This window comes from Halovenus anhuiensis (assembly GCF_037080055.1).
In the GTDB taxonomy this organism is placed as follows: domain Archaea; phylum Halobacteriota; class Halobacteria; order Halobacteriales; family Haloarculaceae; genus Halovenus.
Genome location: NZ_JBAOJI010000008.1, coordinates 72395 through 92386, shown reverse-complemented (window position 1 = coordinate 92386; position 19992 = coordinate 72395). Strand labels below are relative to the sequence as shown.

At 62.3% G+C, this 19992-nt stretch carries 17 protein-coding genes; 10 read left to right on the top strand and 7 right to left on the bottom strand.

What is annotated here, in order from left to right:
* Window positions 1-264: 264 nt before the first annotated feature.
* Window positions 265-1524, bottom strand: coding sequence for an HAD family hydrolase (locus V8P86_RS16620; RefSeq protein ID WP_336328411.1), 1260 nt, complete (start codon window positions 1522-1524; stop codon window positions 265-267).
* Between the two features lie 102 nt (window positions 1525-1626).
* On the opposite strand from V8P86_RS16620, the gene gfcR reads away from it, so the two are divergent.
* From gfcR to V8P86_RS16605, 3 genes are all read left to right on the top strand, one after another.
* The gene (gene gfcR / locus V8P86_RS16615; RefSeq protein ID WP_336328410.1) at window positions 1627-2253 is read left to right on the top strand and encodes a transcriptional regulator GfcR; all 627 of its coding nucleotides are present in this window, start codon (window positions 1627-1629) and stop codon (window positions 2251-2253) included.
* 163 nt (window positions 2254-2416) lie between these two features.
* Window positions 2417-3838 (top strand): aldehyde dehydrogenase family protein, encoded by a 1422-nt coding sequence (locus V8P86_RS16610; RefSeq protein WP_336328409.1) that lies wholly within the window; start codon window positions 2417-2419, stop codon window positions 3836-3838.
* An 80-nt stretch (window positions 3839-3918) separates the two neighbouring features.
* Window positions 3919-4278 carry a Cdc6/Cdc18 family protein gene (locus V8P86_RS16605; protein WP_336328408.1) on the top strand — a complete coding sequence of 120 codons (360 nt, stop codon included), beginning with the start codon at window positions 3919-3921 and terminating at the stop codon, window positions 4276-4278.
* Window positions 4279-4287: 9 nt separating this feature from the next.
* Here V8P86_RS16605 and kdgK1 read toward each other — a convergent pair whose 3' ends face one another.
* Window positions 4288-5229: a bifunctional 2-dehydro-3-deoxygluconokinase/2-dehydro-3-deoxygalactonokinase gene (gene kdgK1 / locus V8P86_RS16600; protein WP_336328407.1), complete on the bottom strand. Its 942-nt coding sequence runs from the start codon at window positions 5227-5229 to the stop codon at window positions 4288-4290.
* 282 nt (window positions 5230-5511) lie between these two features.
* Here kdgK1 and V8P86_RS16595 point away from each other — a divergent pair, with 282 nt between their 5' ends.
* The 3 genes from V8P86_RS16595 to V8P86_RS16585 are packed head-to-tail and all read left to right on the top strand — an operon-like array spanning window position 5512 to window position 8554.
* Window positions 5512-6681 (top strand): tubulin/FtsZ family protein, encoded by a 1170-nt coding sequence (locus V8P86_RS16595; protein WP_336328406.1) that lies wholly within the window; start codon window positions 5512-5514, stop codon window positions 6679-6681.
* Between the two features lie 3 nt (window positions 6682-6684).
* A complete protein-coding gene (locus tag V8P86_RS16590) occupies window positions 6685-8106 on the top strand; it encodes a cell division protein (RefSeq protein ID WP_336328405.1) in 1422 nt (473 codons plus the stop codon).
* A gap of 52 nt (window positions 8107-8158) precedes the next feature.
* On the top strand, window positions 8159-8554 hold the full coding sequence (locus V8P86_RS16585) for a hypothetical protein (protein WP_336328404.1): 396 nt from the start codon (window positions 8159-8161) through the stop codon (window positions 8552-8554).
* Window positions 8555-8594: 40 nt separating this feature from the next.
* Here the strand turns inward: V8P86_RS16585 and V8P86_RS16580 are convergent, their stop codons facing one another.
* Together V8P86_RS16580 and glpK (V8P86_RS16575) are read right to left on the bottom strand one after the other, a co-directional pair.
* Window positions 8595-9701 carry a DUF7973 family transport facilitator gene (locus tag V8P86_RS16580; protein WP_442909419.1) on the bottom strand — a complete coding sequence of 369 codons (1107 nt, stop codon included), beginning with the start codon at window positions 9699-9701 and terminating at the stop codon, window positions 8595-8597.
* Window positions 9701-11239 carry a glycerol kinase GlpK gene (gene glpK, locus V8P86_RS16575; protein ID WP_336328403.1) on the bottom strand — a complete coding sequence of 513 codons (1539 nt, stop codon included), beginning with the start codon at window positions 11237-11239 and terminating at the stop codon, window positions 9701-9703. The genes V8P86_RS16580 and glpK (V8P86_RS16575) overlap by 1 nt, the downstream gene beginning before the upstream one ends.
* A gap of 466 nt (window positions 11240-11705) precedes the next feature.
* Here glpK (V8P86_RS16575) and glpA point away from each other — a divergent pair, with 466 nt between their 5' ends.
* From glpA to V8P86_RS16560, 3 genes are read left to right on the top strand one after another with little or no spacing between them, the layout of a single operon-like run.
* Window positions 11706-13436, top strand: a complete 1731-nt coding sequence (glpA, locus tag V8P86_RS16570) for an anaerobic glycerol-3-phosphate dehydrogenase subunit GlpA (protein WP_336328402.1) — start codon at window positions 11706-11708, stop codon at window positions 13434-13436.
* On the top strand, window positions 13426-14700 hold the full coding sequence (gene glpB / locus V8P86_RS16565; protein ID WP_336328401.1) for a glycerol-3-phosphate dehydrogenase subunit GlpB: 1275 nt from the start codon (window positions 13426-13428) through the stop codon (window positions 14698-14700). The genes glpA and glpB overlap by 11 nt, the downstream gene beginning before the upstream one ends.
* Window positions 14697-16097, top strand: coding sequence for an anaerobic glycerol-3-phosphate dehydrogenase subunit C (locus V8P86_RS16560; RefSeq protein ID WP_336328400.1), 1401 nt, complete (start codon window positions 14697-14699; stop codon window positions 16095-16097). The genes glpB and V8P86_RS16560 overlap by 4 nt, the downstream gene beginning before the upstream one ends.
* Here the strand turns inward: V8P86_RS16560 and glpK (V8P86_RS16555) are convergent.
* From glpK (V8P86_RS16555) to V8P86_RS16545, 3 genes are all read right to left on the bottom strand, one after another.
* Window positions 16094-17623, bottom strand: coding sequence for a glycerol kinase GlpK (gene glpK, locus V8P86_RS16555; RefSeq protein ID WP_336328399.1), 1530 nt, complete (start codon window positions 17621-17623; stop codon window positions 16094-16096). The genes V8P86_RS16560 and glpK (V8P86_RS16555) overlap by 4 nt on opposite strands.
* Before the next feature lie 60 nt (window positions 17624-17683).
* Complete coding sequence (locus V8P86_RS16550; RefSeq protein ID WP_336328398.1) at window positions 17684-18145, bottom strand: FKBP-type peptidyl-prolyl cis-trans isomerase; 462 nt, start codon at window positions 18143-18145, stop codon at window positions 17684-17686.
* A gap of 145 nt (window positions 18146-18290) precedes the next feature.
* Window positions 18291-19469: a Cdc6/Cdc18 family protein gene (locus V8P86_RS16545; protein WP_336328397.1), complete on the bottom strand. Its 1179-nt coding sequence runs from the start codon at window positions 19467-19469 to the stop codon at window positions 18291-18293.
* 243 nt (window positions 19470-19712) lie between these two features.
* On the opposite strand from V8P86_RS16545, the gene V8P86_RS16540 reads away from it, so the two are divergent.
* Entirely contained in the window at window positions 19713-19979 is a 267-nt protein-coding gene (locus V8P86_RS16540; RefSeq protein WP_336328396.1) for a hypothetical protein, read from the top strand.
* Window positions 19980-19992: the final 13 nt, after the last annotated feature.

Sequence of the window (19992 nt, the reverse complement as noted above, 5' to 3'; positions counted from 1 at the left end):
GCCGATTTTTCCTCTTTCTTGAACTCGAATCGTTTCTCGGTGTCCGTCTCTTCGAGGTGATCTTGGTCTGAACTCATTACACGTTCTTTCGTCTCGATGCACATAAGCCTGCGCTCGAACACCGCCGAGAGCCGTATTTTCCGAACTGAAGTTCTCACTTCCGGTCTGTTTTCTTCCTGCTGCTCTGCTATATTTGATGCAGCGCAAAGAGAATCTTGCAATATATGAATGTCAGGCGATGTTGAGACCAGAGACAGCCGTGTGCTACGCGGGAGTGTCGAGGCGCGCGAGGCGGTTGAGTGTCGCAATTGTCGTGAGAATATCGGCGGCCTGTCCGGGTTCGTAGACCAGTTCGTCAGTTCTGATGACGTGATCCAGCACGTCCCGTGAGGAATGCGCCGGGGCGGCGGCGAGCCCACAGCTTTCCTCTTCGACCCACTGCATCACACGCAGGTCGCTTTTGCTGTCGCCCATCACGACGCAGAACGGGTCGTCGATGCCGAGCACGTCCAGCGCACGCCGGACGCCGACGACCTTGTTCAGTTCGAGGCTCCCGATCTCTGCGGCGTCGGCTTCGTAGTAGGCGACATCGATTCGCTCGAAGACAGATTCGAGTTGTTCCGGTGGCGTCTCGGTTTCTGTGGGCAGTTCGCCGGTGCCTTCGAGGACGGCCCGGATCTCCGAATCGGCCTCGGCGTAGTACGCCCGGGTCCAGTCGGGGATTTCGTCGGTATCCGCATCGAGCGAGAGTTCGTCGGCGATACTCTCACCGAGCAGATCGATCATGTACACCAGCGCGTCGTCGATCACTTCCTTGGCGTCCGCGGAGCCAGTCTCGAAGTTCGGCTTCATCGTGACGTTGAACTCGTTGCCCTGCAGGTGACAGCCCCGCCGGAGGTGATCGGGAGCTTCCGAGAGCACGCGCGAGCGCACACGAGTGAAGACCGACCTGATCTCTTCGTCGAGTTCCTCGTAGAGCAACTGTTTGGTCTCACCGCCGTGGCCGGGGGTGAACACACCCGTTCCGGCCTCGTAGACGATACTCATCGTTCCAGAGTGGACGATTTCGTTCCCCAGCCCCTGAATCATGAACCCCTTGACGTTCTCCAAGGTCTGGCCCGTACAGACGATGATCGGGATGCCGGACTCGTGTAACTCGGTGAGCAGATACAGCGTCTCACGGGGGATTTCGTTGTCAGTCTCACCCGCCGAGCGCAGCGTCTCGTCGACATCGAGGACGAGCGCGTTGACCGACCGGCCGTGTTTCGAGAGCAGGTCCAGCGCAGTGAAGGCCTGATCGCGGGTCGCTCGGGCAGCGATTTCGGCGAAGGTTTCGCCCGTCGCCGGGAAGGCCTCGCGGATCTCGTCTTTGCCCTCGGTGAGTTCCTCGTTGGCGTTCTGCCAGTGCTCCAGGGCGACGCGGGAATCGACAGGCGGGAAGAGATCGACGAAGTCCTGATAGGCACGCAGACGGTCGGTTCCGAATTCGTCGTAGAGGCGATACAGCTGGTCGTACCGTTCCATACTCCGTTCTCGACGGGGACGACAAAAAGCATGCGGGGTCGTCTCGTTGACAGATCTTCTGTCCCCGAAAGGAAATTAACGATCTCGGTTGTATGTCGATGTATGAAAAATATTGACGACTTGATGCGCAGCGCCGTCGAACTGGCCGAACGGGGACTCTCGAAAGGAGAGATCGCCGACGAACTCAACGTCTCCCGCGAGACGGCGAGTTGGCTGATCGATCGGAGCGAGGCCTCTCCCGGGATGACGTCCGGCCTCGACGGGCCAGAAGACATCCACGTCGACTGGAACGCAATCGGGAGAAGTTCTGATCGGCTCTCGCACGTCTGTGCGGCGATGGCTGACCTCCTCCCCGACCGCGACAGCGTCGATCTGACTGTCGGTATCGAGAAAGCCGGCGTCCCACTCGCGACGACCATCTCACAACAACTCGATACCGAACTCGGCACGTACGCTCCCCGGAAACACCAGTGGAACGACAACGACATGGAGGATCTCGACGGCGCGTTCTCCCGGAACTTCGCACAGATGGAGGGCAAACAGTGCTACGTCGTCGACGATACGATCACTACTGGCACGACGATGACCGAGTCCGTCGAATCGATCCGCGCCGAGGGCGCAGAACCGGTCGCCTGCGTCGTCCTCGTCGACAAGAAGGGAACCGACGAAATCGCTGGCGTCCCGGTCCACTCGCTCGTCCAGGTCATCCGCGTCGGCGACGACGAGTAACTTCCTACGTTCTCCGCTCGCTTTCGGATGCCGCCCGATATCAACTCGTTCACTTCCCCGAGAAGCCGCTTCTGTCGCGACACCGTGTTTGAGTAAACTTAATTCAGTAGTGAGTAAACTATTTATCTCTCGGGCCGGTAGATGGACGTAGGAGGAGTAACAGATGGCCACAACAGGACACATTCCAGACGGACTCGACGGGGTCGAAGATCTGGAACACGGCGAACTCGAAGTGACGGATCTCGCGACTGGCGGTACGCTGACGAAGATGGGCGTTGCGGGCCCGGAGGAGGCTCAGGAGGCACTCGACCGGGCGGAACAGGCACAGGACCAGATGCGATCGAGCACGCTCGTCGAGCGCGCACAGTGGCTGGAGACACTCGCCGAAGAGATCGAACGCCGCAAGGACACGCTGGCGGAGATAATTGTCCGCGAGGCGGGCAAACCGATCGGTAGCGCCCGCGGCGAGGTCGACTCCGCCGTCGAGCGCGTCGAGCGCGCCATCGAGGAAGTTCACAATCACCAGGGCGAGCATCTCCGCGGGACGACCGCGGGCCACGAGGGCTGGGAAGCCATCGTCACCCCGGAACCGATCGGGACGGTGCTCTGTCTCTCGCCGTACAACTACCCCCTCGTGACCACCCTGCTGCAGGTCGCTCCGGCGATTGCCGCCGGTAACAGCGTCGTCCTCAAACCCTCGACGAAGACGCCGGTGAGCGCGGCGATCCTGGCCGACTGTCTCGCGGAGACCGAGATGCCTGAGGATGCTTTCCAGTACGTCCCGGGCCATTCGAGCGACATCGGCGAGGTACTGATCGAGAACGACCAGATCGACGCCATCGCCCTGACTGGCTCGTCGTCGGTCGGCAAGCGCATCGCCCGCGACAGCGGCATGGTCGAACTCCACATGGAACTGGGCGGCAACGCGCCCGCGCTGGTCTTCCCCGATGCCGATATGGACGCGGCGGCGGGCGACTGCATGGCTGGCTCGCTGAAATACGGCGGCCAGCGCTGCTCGGCCGTGAGCCGGGTCCTCGCTCACGAAGAGGTTCACGACGAACTGGTCGACCGGATCGACGCCAAGATGGACGACTGGGTCGTCGGCGATCTCTTCGACGAGGAGACGAACATGGGGCCGCTGATCGACGAGAGCCAGGCCGAGTGGGTCGAAACGCTCGTCGACGATGCGGTCGCTCGCGGTGCGGATCTCGTCCGCGGTGGCGAGCGCGACGGCGCGTACTTCGAGCCGACGCTGCTCGCGAACGTTCCGAAAGACGCCCGCATCATCCACGAAGAACAGTTCGGTCCCGTGGTCGCAGTGACGACCTTTGCTGACGACGACGAGGCGCTCGAAATCGCAAACGCCGACGAGTACGGCCTCGACGCCAGCGTCTTCACCGCCGACCACGACCGGGCGATGCATCTGGCCCACGAAATTCAGGCCGGCGCTGTCCGCATCAACGGCCGGCCCTCCCATGGCATCGGCGATATTCCCTTCGGCGGCGTCGACGACTCTGGGATCGGCCGCGAGGGGATCGGTCACACTATCGAGGCGTTCACCCAGACGAAAAGCATCATCCTGTGAGTGGCCCCGGCCCCCGCTAATGTGAATCCCTGTAATCGAGTGGGCATGGCTTTTTACAGTTCGGAACTTACTCACTGCACATGGAGGGGGAACTCGACTCACGTTCACTTTCTGGCCGGATCGTACTGCTCTGTCTCGCGGACCTCGAACACACGGCTTCGACGCCAGCCCACACCGGTGAAGTGATTCGGGAGTCGCGGGATCTGCTCGAAACTGTCGAGCGTGACCTGATGGATTCACTGTCGGAGGCCGCCGTGAACCGTGCGCTCAACCGACTGGAAGCAGACGGTATCGTCGAGATGTCGACGCCGTCAAGCACCAGTCCGACCGGCAAAGGCCGTCCGAAGTACATGCTGTCGGTCGATCCTGTCGATGTCATCGAACCGCTGACCCGAGACGACGAGGTCGCACCGATTGCCGAACACGTCCAGAACGGCTGACCGGGGATTCTATCGGTCGATGCCGTCGTACTCGTCGTCGAGCACGCGCTCAACTTCTGCTTCGGAGACGACAGCGATGTCGCCCGCAATCGTTCGCTTGAGCGCCGCCGTCGCCGCCCCGTAGGAGAGTGAACGCTCGACGGATTCCCCACGGAGCGCCTGCGAGAGATACCCACCGACGAACGCATCTCCCGTTCCGACCGCGTCGACGGTCTCCGCTGCTATTGTGGACTGCTCGACCGTCTGATCGCCAGTATCGGCGAATGCGCCTTTTTCACCACGGGTCAACACGACCGTCTCACAGCCGTATTCCTCGCGGAGCCGTGCCGTCAGCGCTGTCGGATCGCCGTCGTATCCGAGAACCGACCGCACGTCCCGTTCGGGTGCAAAGAGCAGGTCGACTGCGGGCAGCAACTCCTCGTACGCGTCACGTGCTTCGGCTTCCGACCAGAGCTTCCCCCGGTAGTTGAGATCGAACGCCGTCCGGGTGTCGGTCGACAGCAACGAGCGGGTGGTCTCGAACAACGTCGTCGAGAGCGCTGGTGTGATGCCCGTCGTCAGGAACAACTCCGCATCCTCGATGGCGTCGGTATCGAGTTCGTTCGGTGTCGCCGTCTGAACGGCAGCATTCTCACGGTCGTAGACGACACTGGAACCTCGCGGTGCGCCGCCGGCTTCGAGATAGTAGGTTCCCTGTCGACCGTCCTCGCTCCAGCATACTCGGGGCTTGGCACCGTGTCTGCGCAGTTCCGAGACGACCCGGCGGCCGAGCGCGGAGTCGGGGAGTTTCGAGAGCCAGACGGTATCGAGGCCGAGGCGTGCAGCCGTGGCGGCGACGTTGCTCTCCGCGCCGCCGACCTGACAGTCCAACTCCCGTGCGGTTTCGAGTCGTTCTCCGGTTGGCGGCGAAAGCCGGAGCATCGCCTCGCCCAAGGTCACCAGATCGACCATCTCGACCCCCCATCACAGCCGCGCTCGTTTGTGCATCGGTACCGTTCCATACGCGGGCTACCAGCGAGACGCACATAAAGTTCGAGGATCCATACTGGCGTGGTACGTGCTGGTTGCGTGCCAGTCACTTCAGCACAGTATCGCTCGCGAGACTGTCAGACGTACATTCAAATACGTGGCCGTCATGTGCCTATCCAGATGGACCCAACAGCGTCGGGACGGCCGAAAGATACACACGGTGTCCCCGATAATCAGAAGTAGACCATCTGAACCTCCAAAGCTATGAAACTCGCAACAATCGGTGTCGGCAACGCCGGGACCAAAATTCTCGACCGGATGCTCGAATTCGAACAGGAAACTGGCCGAAATCTCTGTCGGCACGCGCTGGCGATCAACACCGCGCGGACGGATCTCGCGAAACCTGACTATATCCCCGAAGACCGCCGTGTTCTCATCGGTGATACTCACCAGCAGGCTAAGGGCCACGGCGTCGGCGGCGACGTCGATGTCGGTGCAGATGTCGCCCAGACGGATATCGAGGAGATCAGACGGGCCTTCGACGACGTGGAAATTCACGACGTCGACGCCCTGCTGGTTTCCGCCGGACTCGGCGGGGGAACCGGAAGCGGTGCCGGGCCGGTTGTCATCGACGAACTCCAGAAGATGTACGACGAACCAGTCTACGGCCTGGGTGTCCTGCCGGGCGAGTACGAAGGGGGGCGACCCGCGCTCAACGCCGCTCGCTCGCTGCAGTCGTTCGTGACGAAAGTAGACAACTTCATCGCCTTCGACAACGACGCCTGGCGGGCCCGCGACCAGACCATCGAGGAAGGCTACGACGAGATGAACCAGGAACTGGCGACCCGTATCGTCACCCTGCTCGCGGCGGGCGAACAGGACGACACCGACATCGCCGAGAACGCGATGGACTCCAGTGACATCATGCGGACGCTGGACACGGGCGGTGTCTCCTCGATTGGCTACGCTGCTAGTGCCCTCGACGGACAGGAAGGACTACTCAACAAGTTCCGCAACGGCGAAGAGATCGACGACGATTCCTCCGATGCAGCGAAGATCAAAGGCCTCGTCCGCCGGGCGGTCAACTCCCGGCTGACGATTCCCTGTGAGGTTTCCAGCGCGGACCGCGCGCTGATCGTCCTCTCCGGCCCGCCGGAGACCTTCGCCCGGAAAGGCGTCGAGAGTGCCCGTCAGTGGCTCGAACAGGAGGCCGATACCGTCGAAGTGCTGGCCGGTGACGACCCACGACAGAACGCGAGCCATCTCGCCGCCGTGGTGTTGCTCTCGAACGTCACCGAGACCCCGCGGATCGACGAGATCCAGAACCAGGCCGTCGACGCCCAGAACAAGATTCAGGCACAGGAAGAGGTCCGTGACGAGGAGATCAGTGACCTGATCACGGACGACGACGACGAACTCGACCCGGTTGTCTAACACATGAAATTCGCACTCGTCGGTGTCGGTGCTGCCGGTGGCCGGATCGTCAACGCCTTGCGGAAGGTCGAACGGAACAGCGACCGGGCGTTCACGAACGATCAGACGCTGGTGTTCGATACGACGAAATCGGCCTTCGAGGAGTACGATCACATCCCCGTTGATCGGCACGTCCTCGTCGGCGACACCCACCCCGACATCCGAGGGCAGGGCCTCGACGGCGACATCGAACTCGGTGCCGAGGTTGCCGAGGAAGATACCGACGAGATCTACCGGGAGTTCGATAAACTCGCGACTCACACCGTCCACGCGACGGTTCTCGTGGCGGGACTCGGCGGCGGCACCGGCGGCGGTGTCGGTCCTGTCGTCCTCGAAGGACTCAAATCGATCACTGATAGTCCCGTTTACGTGCTGGGTATCCTCCCGACGGACAGCGAGGGCGGCCAGCAGGCCTACAACGCCGCCCGCTCGCTCCAGTCGTATGTCGGCCTTGCAGACAACGTCATCCTCTTCGACAACGAGGAGTGGTACGACGACAACGGCGACGACCTCGAAGCCCAGTATCCCGAACTCAATATCGAACTCGTCACCCGGATCATCGCCGTCCTCGGCGTCGGCGAACTCGAAAACGCGCCGATTGCCGAGACGATGCTCGATCCGAGCGATACGATGAAGGCGCTCAACTCCGGCGGCGTCTCCTCGCTGGGCTACGCGACGACGGAACTCGATCGACCGGATTCTCTCTTGGGTAAGTTACTCGCACTGCTTCGCTCGAACAGCAAGGAAGAGGAGATCACCGACGCGGCCAAAATCAAGGAACTGATTCAGGCGACGATCAACTCGAAACTCACTCTGCCTTGCGAGGTCGACAGCGCCGAGCGGGCGATGCTCTCACTCTCTGGTCCGCCGGATGTCTGCTCGCGCAAAGGCTTCGAAACTGGCCGCTACTGGCTAGAAAAAGAGACCGATACCGTCCAGATCTGGGCAGGTGACGAGCCACACGACGCCTCGTTGATTGCCGCCTCCGTTCTTCTCTCGAATGTGACAGACGTGCCCAGAATCGACGACATTCAACAGCAGGCGGTGGCGTACAAGCGCGAACACGTCGACGAGCAAGAGGCAACCCACGAGGGTATCGAAGAGACGGGTGAGCTGATTGCCGAGGCAGAAAGCGACGAGTCAACGGAGTCCGAGGACGAGGCTATTAACGCGGAGAACGAGGAGACGGCAGATGCGGAGCAGGCTGTCGAATCACCGACTGCTGAGGAGTCGGGCCCTGCGCCGGCCGATGCCGAATCAGTAAAGGGGCCTCAGCCGGACTCCGCTGTTGAGGCCGACGACGACGAGGGGACAGAGCCAGAGTCCGACGGTGAACAGACCGAGCCGACGGTCGGCACCGAAGAGCGAATTCAGGACTCCGAATGACGGCCCCACTCAGTGGGAACAATTAACGTGCCGGCCCACGTCGTCACCGTGTATGAGCGAGGATGTCGGGGGACCACTGCTCGAAGCGGATAGCCGGAGCCGAATTCTTTCACTGTTTGCTGCTCTCGCTGCCTATATCACTGCCTCGCTGTTGCTTGCCGACGCAGTGATCGGACTGCTCGCGGCGGCGTCTGTCGGAATCGGTGTCCGGATTTATTCCCAGTATCACGTGAGCAAGGCCAACACCGAGGGGCGGGGGAGTTCACTCGCCTCGCATCCGATGGCCGGCGGCTACCACTACGGTGCAGTCGGCGGAGCACTCGTCATCGGCCCGCTGGTTGCCACTGCTGTGGGGGTCAGTGGACCAGGCAGGCTCGTTGTCGTCGGCGTGGGTGTCGTGGCCGGGCTGGTGACCTACGCCGGACTCCGAGCGATTCTGCCGAGGTGACTGAATCTAAAAAAAGTACTTCTCGAAGACTGGGTGCCGTTCAGAGGTACCCTGCGTTCGGCAACACGCCCGCAATCGAGAGCAGTGCGATGATGATCATCGCAATCGCAATTGCCATCGCTGGCGGGTCGACGTGCGTGCCGGAGTGCGAGTAGAAGATCCGCTGGGTCAACTCACCGAGCAGGCCACTGAAGGCACCGAACGCCCCCGCTGCGAGCAGCGGAATCACGTCGGTTCCGACCTCGGGTGCAACGACTGCCGCACCCACAGCGCCGATGAGCGTGATGTGGTGGGTCACCGGAATCTTCTCTACACCGAGATTCAAGAAGAGCAGGCTGATCGCCGAAATCCCGTAGCCGAGGAAGAAACTCCCCGTTTCGAGGTAAATGAACCCTGCGAGGATTCCGCCGACCAGTCCAATTGCGGTGACTCCTGACCACTTGTACTGGTGTGGGAGCCACGGCTCGGTCGCGAGTCGTCCCTGGTGTTCCGGTGGCACTTCTCCGCCGTCGGCGACGGCTTCAGGATGTGGGTCTTCCTCCTCGAACGGTGACATATCGAGGAGGCTCGACCCGTTCGGTGAGCCGATAATCGGATAGCCGAAGACCGGTCTGGCGATCATCGCTGTCGCGAACACCGAGAAGGCGATGAAGTCGGTGAGCGGCGTGCCGCTCACGACCGCTGCTGCGTACCCGAATCGGGTAATCAGCATCCCCAGCGCGCCGAAAATCGCACCGACGGCGAGGATATCCGGCTTCGTCCCGAAAGCGTACAGGATGTTCTTCCCGAAGTGGTAGTCCCAGTCGTCGGGTTCCATTTCGGGATACTTCTTGCCCGCGTAGGCAGTTGCTGCAACACCGCCTGCGAAGGCGATGTGGGGACCGGTAATCACGCCGAAACCGATCGTTCCAGTGATGCCCGCTGCGAGTTCACCCTGTGGGACGGCTTCGACCTGTCCGGTCACCTCACGCTGGAGAATCGCGATTCCTTCCCCGAGGAAGACGACGAATCCGGTGAAGATGAACGCCGGGAGTGCACCGAGTGCGGCTCCGAATGCGCCCCCTGCCAGCGCCGTGATGAGCAGAACGATAAAATCCTCGACCGCTAAATCGAGGACTGGCACGTTCAACAGAACCTCCCCAATCATCAGTCATCCCCCTCGTCGTTGGCCCAATCACGTGACCGTTCGACTGCTTCGTTCCAGCGTTCGTACTTCTCGTCGACTTCGTCCTGATGGCGGTCTGGCTGGAAGTCGTCGTCGACGTGCCAGTTCTGCCGCAGGCTATCTACGTCCTCCCAGTAGCCGACTGCCAGCCCTGCGGCGTAGGCGGAGCCGAGTGCGGTCGTCTCGTCGACCTCCGGACGGACAATCTCCGTCTGGAGGATGTCGGCCTGCAACTGACAGAGGAAGTTGTTCTTCACTGCGCCGCCGTCGACACGCAGACTGGTGGTGTCGACGCCGGAGTCGGCCTCCATCGCTTCCGCCACGTCTCGGGTCTGATAGGCGACCGCTTCTAGCGTCGCCCGGACGAGATGCTCTTTTCGGGTGCCGCGGGTCATCCCGACGATTGTCCCGCGCGCACGTCCGTCCCAGTGGGGCGCGCCGAGTCCGGTGAAGGCAGGCACGAAGTAGACCCCGTCCGTCGAATCGACCGAGCGAGCCAGTCCTGCCGTCTCGGCGGCGTCGTCAATCAGTTCGAGGTCTTCGAGCCACTCGATGGCCGCGCCCGTGATGAAAATCGACCCCTCCAGCGCGTACTGAACCGGCTCACCGGAAAGCTGGAAGCCGATGGTCGTCAACAGGCCGTGATCCGACGCAACGGCCTTGTTGCCGGTGTTCATCAGGTAGAACGATCCAGTTCCGTAGGTGTTTTTCGCGTCGCCGGCATCGAAACAGGTCTGTCCGAACAGGGCCGCCTGCTGGTCACCCAGCGCACCTGCGACCGGAATCTCGGCACCGAGGAAGCCGTTCGCGTCGGTGTAGCCGTAGGTGTTCTCGTCCGAAGATGGTCGGACATCCGGGACCATCGCTCGCGGAATCTCGAACTCTTCGAGAAGTTCGTCGTCCCACTCCAGATCGTGGATGTTGTACAGCATCGTCCGCGAGGCGTTCGAGACGTCGGTGATGTGGTTGCCGGTGAGGTTGTAGATGAGCCACGTATCGATGGTGCCCATCAGCAGTTCGCCGTTTCTGGCCCGGTCTTCCAGCGCGTCACCACTTCGGTCGGTGCCGACCGGATCGGCGTTTTCGAGCAGCCACTCGGCTTTCGTCGCCGAGAAGTAGGCGTCGGCCTCCAGGCCGGTCTTCTCACGGATCCACTCGACCTTGTCGGCCTCCTGTAGCTCCTCGACACGGTCGGTCGTTCGTCGGTCCTGCCAGACGATCGCGTTGTGGATGGGTTCCCCCGTCTCCGCATCCCAGACGATCGTCGTCTCGCGCTGGTTGGTAATGCCGAGCGCTTCGAGTTGCTCTGGCTCTAACCCTGCCTCGTCGAGTCCGTCGATGACGACCTGCTTTGTGTTGTCCCAGATCTCTGTGGCGTCGTGTTCGACCCACCCCGGTTCCGGGTATATCTGTTCGTGTTTCGTGTAGGCGTTTGCGACCACCTGGCCACCGTGATCGAACACCATGAACCTGGTGCCGGTGGTCCCCTGGTCGATCGCGCCAACGTATGTATCTGACATAGTCTTTCCCTCCGAAAGGCGGAGTCTGGCCGCGTCTCCACCCCTGTTGGTAGACACTATGTGGCAAACTAATAAAAGTTACTGATGGTTAGGTATGGTCAGTAAAGTATGATGGCTTGCCTGCGAGACAAGCGTTGTCTTGCGGTTATGGACCAGCAAGATCTTGCCATCTGCCTCACTGTCCACTTTCCGTCCGGGTATTTCTTCCATCTCGTCTCTGCTCCGGCGTGCTCACGCAGGTGTGGTATGTGTGCACAAACCTTATTATTCTCTAACACGTAGTATAGAAAGGTAGGGGAGAGACCTTCCGGCTGGTCTGCTGCCCGGAAGCGGTCCGTGCACCGCACTGGCGTCTCCAGTCTGCCGCAGTGAGGGTCGTGACACGTCGCGGCCCGCGGTAGATATTTTACTGATAGGGGTTACTTGGCGATAAAATAAAGTAGATTGCATCACAAGTCGTTTGCAGATGCCATCTACACCACACGTCGTCGTCATCGGCGGCGGGTCGACGGGAATTGGGATTGCCCGCGACCTGTCGATGCGGGGGGTCGAGGTAACGCTGCTCGAACAGGGGAATCTCACCCACGGGACGACCGGGCGCATGCACGGTCTCTTGCACAGCGGGGGGCGCTACGCCGTTGCAGATCAGGCGAGCGCAGAGGAGTGCATAGAGGAGAACCGCGTCCTCCGGGATATCGCGAGCCACTGCGTCGAGATGACGGGCGGATTGTTCGTCAAGCGACCCGAAGATTCCGAGGAGTACTTCCAGCAGAAACTCGAGGGCTGCAAGGAGTGTGGGATTCCTGCGGAAGTCGTCTCTGCGGAGGAGGCCCGCGCGATGGAGCCCCATCTCGCGACAGATATCGAGAAGGCAATCACTGTCCCTGACGGCGCGGTCGATCCGTTCAGACTGGTCGTCGCAAACGCTGCCAGCGCACAGGAACACGGCGCGCGCATCGAGACCCACTCGACGGTCACCGATCTGCTCGTCGAGGACGGCGAAGTCGTCGGCGTCGAAGTCGAGCACGCCTCCGGCGCGGGCAAACGCGTCCACGGCACTGAGGGGGAGACCGAGGAGATCAGAGCCGATTACGTCGTCAACGCAACGGGCGCGTGGGCCGGCCGCATCGGCGACATGGCCGGCGTCGACATCGAGGTCAGGCCGTCGAAGGGCGTGATGACCGTCATGAACATTCGACAGGTAGATACGGTGATCAACCGCTGCAAACCGAAGGGCGACGCCGATATTATCGTTCCACACGAGACGGCAGCAATTCTGGGCACGACCGACGAGGAAGTCGACGACCCCGAGGATTACCCCGAAGAGCAGTGGGAAGTCGACATGATGATCGACACGTTGAAAGAACTCGTCCCGATGCTCGAGGAGGCCCGGACGATCCGGTCGTTCTGGGGCGTTCGCCCGCTGTACGAACCGCCGGATGTCGGCAGCGACGATCCGACCGACATCACGCGGGATTACTTCCTGCTCGACCACGAGGAGCGGGACGGATTGGAAGGGATGACGAGTATCGTCGGCGGCAAGTTCACCACCTACCGGATGATGGGCGAAGAGATCAGCGACCACGTCTGCGAGCAGTTCGGCATCGACGCCGACTGTCGGACCGCCGACGTTCCTCTCCCTGGCAGCGAGGACTTCTCCGTCCTTCGGGACTACATGGACGAGTTCGGCCTCCGTTCGCCAATCGGCCGGCGAAGCGTCGAACGCCTCGGCTCGCGGGCCGACGAGGTGCTGAAGACAGACGAACCGAACCCCGTGGTCTGCAACTGCGAGGGTGTCACCCGCGCGGAGGTCCAAGATGCTATCGAAGGCGCTGGCTCGGATCTCAACGCCGTCCGTCTTCGGACTCGTGCCTCGATGGGCAACTGCCAGGGCGGATTCTGTTGTCACCGGCTGGCAAACGAACTCTCCCGGAGCTATGATGAAGTGACCACCCGGCAGGCGTGGGACGAACTCCTCCAGGAACGCTGGAAGGGCCAGCGCCACGCGCTGTGGGGCGAACAGCTCTCGCAAGCCGCGCTGAACTACGCACTCCAGGCGACAACCCAGAACCGGGATCACGACCCCGCCGACGGCCAGGAGATCGACTTCTCTGCCTTCGACGGCGGCGAGCCAACTCCGCAGGCTGCCGACACCGAAACCGGCGTCGCGACAGACGGAGGGCAGAATGGCGATTGACTCTGAGGTGCTGGTGATCGGCGGCGGCCTCGCTGGCCTGACGAGCGCGCTTGCGGCCGCCCGCGCCGGCGCGGACACCCGACTGGTCTCCTACAAGCAGAGCACGCTCCGGAATGCCTCGGGGCTGGTCGATATCCTCGGCTACACGCCCGACGGCGAGGGGCCGATCACCGATCCGTACGAGGAGATTCCGAGGCTTCATGAGAGCCACCCGTACCGGACCGTCGGCGTCGAGACGGTTCGGACGGCGATGTCGCTGTTCGACGACGCGGTACCGACCTACAACGGCGAGCACACTGACCGGAACGCGCTGATCCCGACCCACGGCGGGACGGTCAAACCCACCGCCCGGTATCCGGCGAGTGCGTCCGCCGGACTGGCCAGCGACGACCGCGACATCGTCTTCGTCGGGCTGGAATCGATGACCGATTTCGACGCACAACGGGCGGCCGACCACCTCGACGCGGCCGGCGTCCCCTTCGACGTGCGCGGGGTGACCATCTGGTTCCCCGGCGACCTCCGCCCGGACGCGAAGGTGACCCGGTACGCGAAACTGCTCGACACCGACGGCACCGTGACCGTCAGGGGCCGGGAGCGACCGGCCCGGGCGGCGCTGGCAGAGCGGATCAACCCCGAACTAGAGGGTGAAGCCCGGGTCGGCTTCCCGGCAATTCTCGGCGACGACGAGGCTCAGGCAGTACGAGCAGATCTGAGCGACCGACTCGGTGCCGAGGTGTTCGAGGTGCCGATGGGACCGCCCTCACTGCCCGGACTGCGGCTGGAAGACCGCCTGTTCGAGGCACTCGACGAGGCGGGCGTCAGCATCGAGACGGGCAACCCGGTCACCGATTTCGACGGGGAGGATCGAATCGAACAGATCTACATCGAAAAGAACGGTGCGAAGATCCCAAACAGCGCCGACCAGTATATCCTCGCAACCGGCGGGCTGGTCGGCAAGGGTGTCGAATCAGACCGCGAGGGCGTCTACGAACCGGTTTTCGACTGCCACGTCGCCCACCCGGAGGACCGCTACGACTGGTTCGAGGATGCGGTCTTTGGCGACCACGAGTTTGCGGGCTTCGGCGTGGCGACCGACGAGCAGTTGCGGCCGCTGGATGACGGGTCGACCGTGGCGTTCGAGAACTTGCGGGCGGCCGGCTCAGTACTGGGCGGGTACGACTTCGCCGCCGAGAAATCCGGCAGCGGTGTGTCGATTGCAACGGGCTACGATGCGGGAACGACTGCGGCAACGGAGGCACAATGAGCGACGCAGACTCTTCTGATTTCGAGCCAGGCGAACCGAGCGAGAACAGTTTCGATCCCGTCGAACCGAACACCGGCGAGGAGTTCGAACCAGTCGATGTCTTCCCCGACAGCGACGACTTCGACCTGCGATCCGGCGCGGACTCCTGTTACAAGTGTTCGACCTGCGATACGAACTGTCCCGTGGCGGAGGTCGACGACGACTTCCCCGGCCCGAAGTTCCAGGGACCCGAGCAGTGGCGGCTGAAACAGAACGACGACGAGCACGCTATCGACGATTCGATCATGGACTGCTCGAACTGCATGCGGTGTGATAACGCTTGTCCGTCCGGCGTGCCGCTCTCGCAGATGCACAACACCGCTCGCGGGGAGTACGTCAGCGAGGAGATGTCCAAGACCTCCGTCGAGTACTGGCGCAATCGGATTCTCTCGAACTACCGAACGTCGGCGTGGCTGGCCAGCAAGATGCCACGGATCGCGAACTTCGCGATGAATTTCGGGCCGGCCCGCTGGCTGATGGAGAAGACGATGGGCGTCACGAGCGAACGGGAGTTCCCCGAATTCGCCCAGGAGACGTTCCGGGAGTGGTGGGCCAAAGAGGGTGGTGCTGCTGGCTCACGCGAACGCGCCCGCGAACACCGCGAACGCCGCGGCGAACCGACTGATGCAGACAAAAAGATTGCCTACTTCCACGGCTGTTACTCCAACTACAACACGCCTGAAGTCGCCCGAGCGCTCGTCAGCGTCTACGAACACTTCGGCTACGAGGTGGTCGTCCCCGAGCAGCGGTGTTCGGGGACGCCGATGTTCGCAAACGGGATGCTCGACGACGCTCGCCGTCACGCCGAGGTCAACATCTCCTCGATGGCTGACCTGATCGAGGAGGGCTACGACGCCATCGCCTCCTGTACCTCCTGTTCGATGGCACTGCGTCAGGAGTACCCCGAACTGTTCGACATCGACGGCGTCGACGAACTCTCTTCACACACCTTCGAGTCCGTCGAGTACCTGCGGATTCACGAGGATCTGAAAGGTGCGGTCCAGAACGCCGATATCGACGACGAACTGGCCGACGAGTTCGCCTATCACGCGCCGTGTCACGCCCGCAATCAGGGCCTGGACCGACAGGCGGTCGAGCTATTCGGTGATCTCGACGGCGTCGGCGTCGAAGATGTCGGCGAATCCTGTTCCGGCATCTCCGGCACCTACGGCTGGAAAGCCGAGAAATACGAGAAATCGATGAAGATTGGTGAGGAGATGTTCGAGCATATGGAGGATGCTGACGGTGAGGTCGGCATGACAGAATGTCCGACCTGTGCGATGCAGATGGAACACGGCACCGGTTACGAGATTCGCCACCCGATGGAACTTCTCGAAGCCGCCGTCGTCGAGGATTAGCGCTCGACGGCCCACTCTCTGGTTCGCTCGACGGCATCGCTCCAGCGCCCATACTGTCGGTCGATTTCTTCGGGGTCGCCACCTGACTCGAATCGCTTGCCGAGTTCCCACTCCGGAAGGTCTGCGACGTCGTCCCAGTAGTCGACCGCGAGTCCAGCCGCGAACGCTGCCCCGAGTGCGGTCGTCGCCTCGACTGCCGGGCGGTGTAGTTCCGTCCGGAGCAGATCCGCCTGCAACTGACAGAAGAAGTCGTTTTTGACGACGCCACCGTCGACGTGGATCGGCTCGACCGCCCACTCGGTCGCTGCAGCCATCGCCTCGATGAGTTGGCGGGTCTGGTGGCCGACGGCTTCTAGCGTCGCCCTGACGAGTTGCTCGCGAGTGGTCCCGCGGGTGAGGCCGAGGATCGTTCCTCGTGCTCGGGGATCCCAGTGGGGGGTCCCGAGTCCGTCGAAGGCAGGAACGAAATAGACGCCGCCGCTGGAGTCGAGCCCCCTGGCCAGCGACTCGATTTCGACCGGGCCGTCGACGACGCCGACGGTCTCTAGCCAGTCGATCGCACCGCCGGTCGTGAACGAAGCTCCTTCGAGCGCGTACTGGACGGGCTCGCCGTCGAGCTGGTAGCCGACGGTCGTCAACAGCCCTCCGTTGGAGTCGACAGGCTCGGGACCCGTGTTCAGCAGCGCGAACGTGCCGGTCCCGTAGGTCGCTTTCACGTCGCCGGGATCGAAACAGCTCTGCCCGAGCAGTGCGGCCTGTTGATCGCCGACGACGCCCGCCACCGGAATCTCGGTCCCGAAGACGCCATCGGCGTTCGTCCGTCCGTACACTGCCGAGGATGGCCGCACGTCGGGTAGCATCGCCCGAGGAATCGCGAACTCTTCGAGGAGTTCGTCGTCCCACGCTAGCTCGTGGATGTCGTACAGCATCGTCCGCGAGGCGTTCGAGACATCTGTCGCGTGTTCGCCGGTGAGGTTGTAGACGAGCCAGGAGTCGACCGTCCCGAAGCACAACTCACCCGCCTCGGCTCGCCTTCGGAGTGAGCGTTGGCCTGTCTCCGAGTCCGCGTTGTCGAGAATCCACGCCAGTTTCGTCGCCGAGAAGTAGGCGTCAGGCTCCAGCCCGGTCTTCTCGCGAACTCGCTCTTTGCTCTGTGTATCGAGCTCTTCGATCCGGTCGGTCGTCCGCCGATCCGACCAGACGATTGCATTGTATATCGGCTTGCCACTCTCCCGATCCCAGACGAGCGTCGTCTCGCGCTGGTTTGTCACCCCGAGAGCGCTCAACTGCGTCGGTTCGATCTCTGCCCGGTCGAGGCCGCGCTCGACGACGGCCTGTGCGTCCGCCCAGATCTCCCGCGGGTGGTGTTCGAGCCAGCCCCGGCTCGGCCGAAGCTGTTCGTGGCGCTCGTAGGCGTTTGCACGGACTCGTCCCCGCTGATCGAAGACCAGAAACCGCGTCCCTTTGGTCCCCTGATCGATTGCACCGACGTAGCTCTCCCGGTCGTGAGGTTGATCTGGGGACATTGTTTCACCTACGGAGTATAGAGATCCCTCAATGATAAGAATACCTCCGCTACGCTGGGCTCACTCGACTTCGAGCACGGAAATCTCGAATACGAGTCGCTGTCCGGCGAGTTCGTGGTTGAAATCTACCTCGACGGTCTCCTCGGAGACGGCCGTCACGTCGCCGTGCAGCCCGTTTTCGGCCTCGACGTGGAGTCCGACCGCGGGCGACTGGCCGACCATTCCTTCGAAGGTATCTGGATCGTACTCACGGACGCGTTCGGGGTCGTGGCGGCCGTAGGCCTGCTCCGGCGGGACCGTCACCGTCTTCTCCTCGCCTTCGGCCATCCCCCGAACGGCGTCGTCGAGGCCCTCGATGACCTCCTCGCCGCCGACGGTGAATCTGAGCGGCGAGAACTCGCGATCCGCTGTATCGAGTCCGTGCTCCGCTGCAACCGCTCTCTCTGAGGTTGCGAAGACGGTGCCGCTCTCGAACCGGCCGACGTACGACAGGGAGACCCGATCTCCTGGTTGAATGCTCACAACGAATCGATAGAGCCTCCGGTGAAATATGGTCTTCGTGTCTCGGGATCTGGCTCGAAGCGAGTCGCCTCGACCCGTTCGGCTCGCTGATCGTGGGGTCGCCAGCACCGCCTGCTGTGGGCGAGAAGGTCGCTGCCTCGCTGCGTTAGCTCTCCTTTTTCAGATCGTAGAGCCGGCGAAAGGCCGTCGGCGGGAATCGCAGTTCGATGCGGCTCGGCGGCCGACCCTTCCCGCGGGAATCGCCCTGTACGCGCTCGACGATTCCGATTTCGGCCATCTCGTAGAGGAACCGTTTGACCGTTCCGGAAGTGAGGTCGACGGTCGGTGCGTCGCTGATCGCCTCGGTCGTCACGGTGACCGACCGCCGTTGCTGTTCGTCGAGGTCGACCAGTTCCCGGAGAACGAGCTGTTTGTTCGGTGGGAGAGAGAGAATCCGCCCCAGAGAGACCGACGGCTGTGGAATCTCCTCGCAGGCGGTCTGGATCTCTCGCTCGGTCACCTGCGTCCGGCCGGCCTGATTCGCCCGGTCGGCGGCGATGAAAAGCGCCGCCAAGGCGTCATAGGCGTTTCCGTCGGCCCAGTCGGCAATTTCTCGCGCCAGGTCGTGTCGCAGTGCCTGCTGGCTCAACCCCTCCGACGCTCTGGTCATCACGACATCGACGAGCATCTGTGATTGGTAGCTGTCGACGTGGATCGACCGCGCGGTGTACTCCGAGAGAACGATCTCCTGTGGCTCGGCCCGCCCGATTGCGAGCCAACTCGTGTTGCTGGGCAAGCCTGCGAACAGATCGACCAGATCGGCAACGTCGGTCGTGTTCGGCTCGTCGACGTGATCGACAGCGATGACGACACCGACCTCTGAGTTGTCGAGTTCGGTCTGTAGCCGCTCACGGAGTCGTTCGGTGCTGATTCCGTGATCGGGAATCGACTCGTCGGCCAGCGCGTCAAGTACGTCGTGGTAGAACTCGAAGCCGGTCTGTGTCTCCCGCAAGTCGAGATAGACGAAACTGGGCGAGGACGGAGATTTCACGCGCGTGCTCGTGTGGATCACGGAGCGTTGCTCGGCGGAGAACTGATCGAGATGGGAAAACAGCGCGGTCACGACGGCAGATTTGCCACCCCCTGCAGGGCCGTAGACGTAGGCGTTCGGAGGCAGGCTCCCGTCGAAGACGGGATCGAGATGATCGAGCAACCGCTCGAAGACGGGTCCCCGGTTGGAGGGCTCGTCGATGTGTGCCACTGGGGAGAGCGTTTCGTAATCCTGGATCAACACCGGCCCTTCGTCGCGGCGCTGGCGGCGTTGTATTCGCGCGTCGATATCCATGCTCGATCAACGACGTCCCTATGTTGCTTTCGCGCTCATAAAAAGAATCGGATTGCACAGGAAACGCCTGTCTACTGGCGATTTTGTTCCGAGTGCCGGCTGACAGATCCGGGTGACCCTCGGTGATGCCCCCCCTGGGTACCGCTCGGTTGGGTTGCTGGTCGTCTCTCGTTCTCGCCAGCCGTGTCGTTCGCCCAGAAACACTGACTTTCGCTTTATCTCCCCTGGCTGAGTAGGTTACGTATGGAGTCGACTGAGCAACACACAGACGATCAGCCATTCCGGAAACGGCTCGTCAGGGTCGCCATCTCGATTGTCGTGCTCGTGCCGGTTTGTGTCTTCCTGGGATACGGCGGCTGGTTCGTGCTGACGGTGAGTGCGGTCCTCGGCGGACCCGACCCGCGTACTGAAGACGGTGACCTGCTTCGGGAGCGGTTGTTCGAGTGGCCAGACCGCAACAGGGCGGTCATGCGGACGAACGGACGGGCGGAGTTGCCGCTGTCGCCGTGAGGTTGGGATTCAG

Excerpts from the sequence above, each read along its gene's own strand:
- gfcR (WP_336328410.1), top strand. The coding sequence starts at position 1,627 with ATGAAAAATATTGACGACTTGATGCGCAGCGCCGTCGAACTGGCCGAA.
- V8P86_RS16580 (WP_442909419.1), bottom strand. The coding sequence starts at position 9,701 with ATGATTGGGGAGGTTCTGTTGAACGTGCCAGTCCTCGATTTAGCGGTC.
- glpK (WP_336328399.1), bottom strand. The coding sequence starts at position 17,623 with ATGTCCCCAGATCAACCTCACGACCGGGAGAGCTACGTCGGTGCAATC.
- glpK (WP_336328403.1), bottom strand. The coding sequence starts at position 11,239 with ATGTCAGATACATACGTTGGCGCGATCGACCAGGGGACCACCGGCACC.
- V8P86_RS16540 (WP_336328396.1), top strand. The coding sequence starts at position 19,713 with ATGGAGTCGACTGAGCAACACACAGACGATCAGCCATTCCGGAAACGG.
- V8P86_RS16620 (WP_336328411.1), bottom strand. The coding sequence starts at position 1,524 with ATGGAACGGTACGACCAGCTGTATCGCCTCTACGACGAATTCGGAACC.
- glpB (WP_336328401.1), top strand. The coding sequence starts at position 13,426 with ATGGCGATTGACTCTGAGGTGCTGGTGATCGGCGGCGGCCTCGCTGGC.
- V8P86_RS16585 (WP_336328404.1), top strand. The coding sequence starts at position 8,159 with ATGAGCGAGGATGTCGGGGGACCACTGCTCGAAGCGGATAGCCGGAGC.
- V8P86_RS16595 (WP_336328406.1), top strand. The coding sequence starts at position 5,512 with ATGAAACTCGCAACAATCGGTGTCGGCAACGCCGGGACCAAAATTCTC.
- V8P86_RS16605 (WP_336328408.1), top strand. The coding sequence starts at position 3,919 with ATGGAGGGGGAACTCGACTCACGTTCACTTTCTGGCCGGATCGTACTG.
- V8P86_RS16590 (WP_336328405.1), top strand. The coding sequence starts at position 6,685 with ATGAAATTCGCACTCGTCGGTGTCGGTGCTGCCGGTGGCCGGATCGTC.
- V8P86_RS16610 (WP_336328409.1), top strand. The coding sequence starts at position 2,417 with ATGGCCACAACAGGACACATTCCAGACGGACTCGACGGGGTCGAAGAT.
- glpA (WP_336328402.1), top strand. The coding sequence starts at position 11,706 with ATGCCATCTACACCACACGTCGTCGTCATCGGCGGCGGGTCGACGGGA.
- kdgK1 (WP_336328407.1), bottom strand. The coding sequence starts at position 5,229 with ATGGTCGATCTGGTGACCTTGGGCGAGGCGATGCTCCGGCTTTCGCCG.
- V8P86_RS16560 (WP_336328400.1), top strand. The coding sequence starts at position 14,697 with ATGAGCGACGCAGACTCTTCTGATTTCGAGCCAGGCGAACCGAGCGAG.
- V8P86_RS16545 (WP_336328397.1), bottom strand. The coding sequence starts at position 19,469 with ATGGATATCGACGCGCGAATACAACGCCGCCAGCGCCGCGACGAAGGG.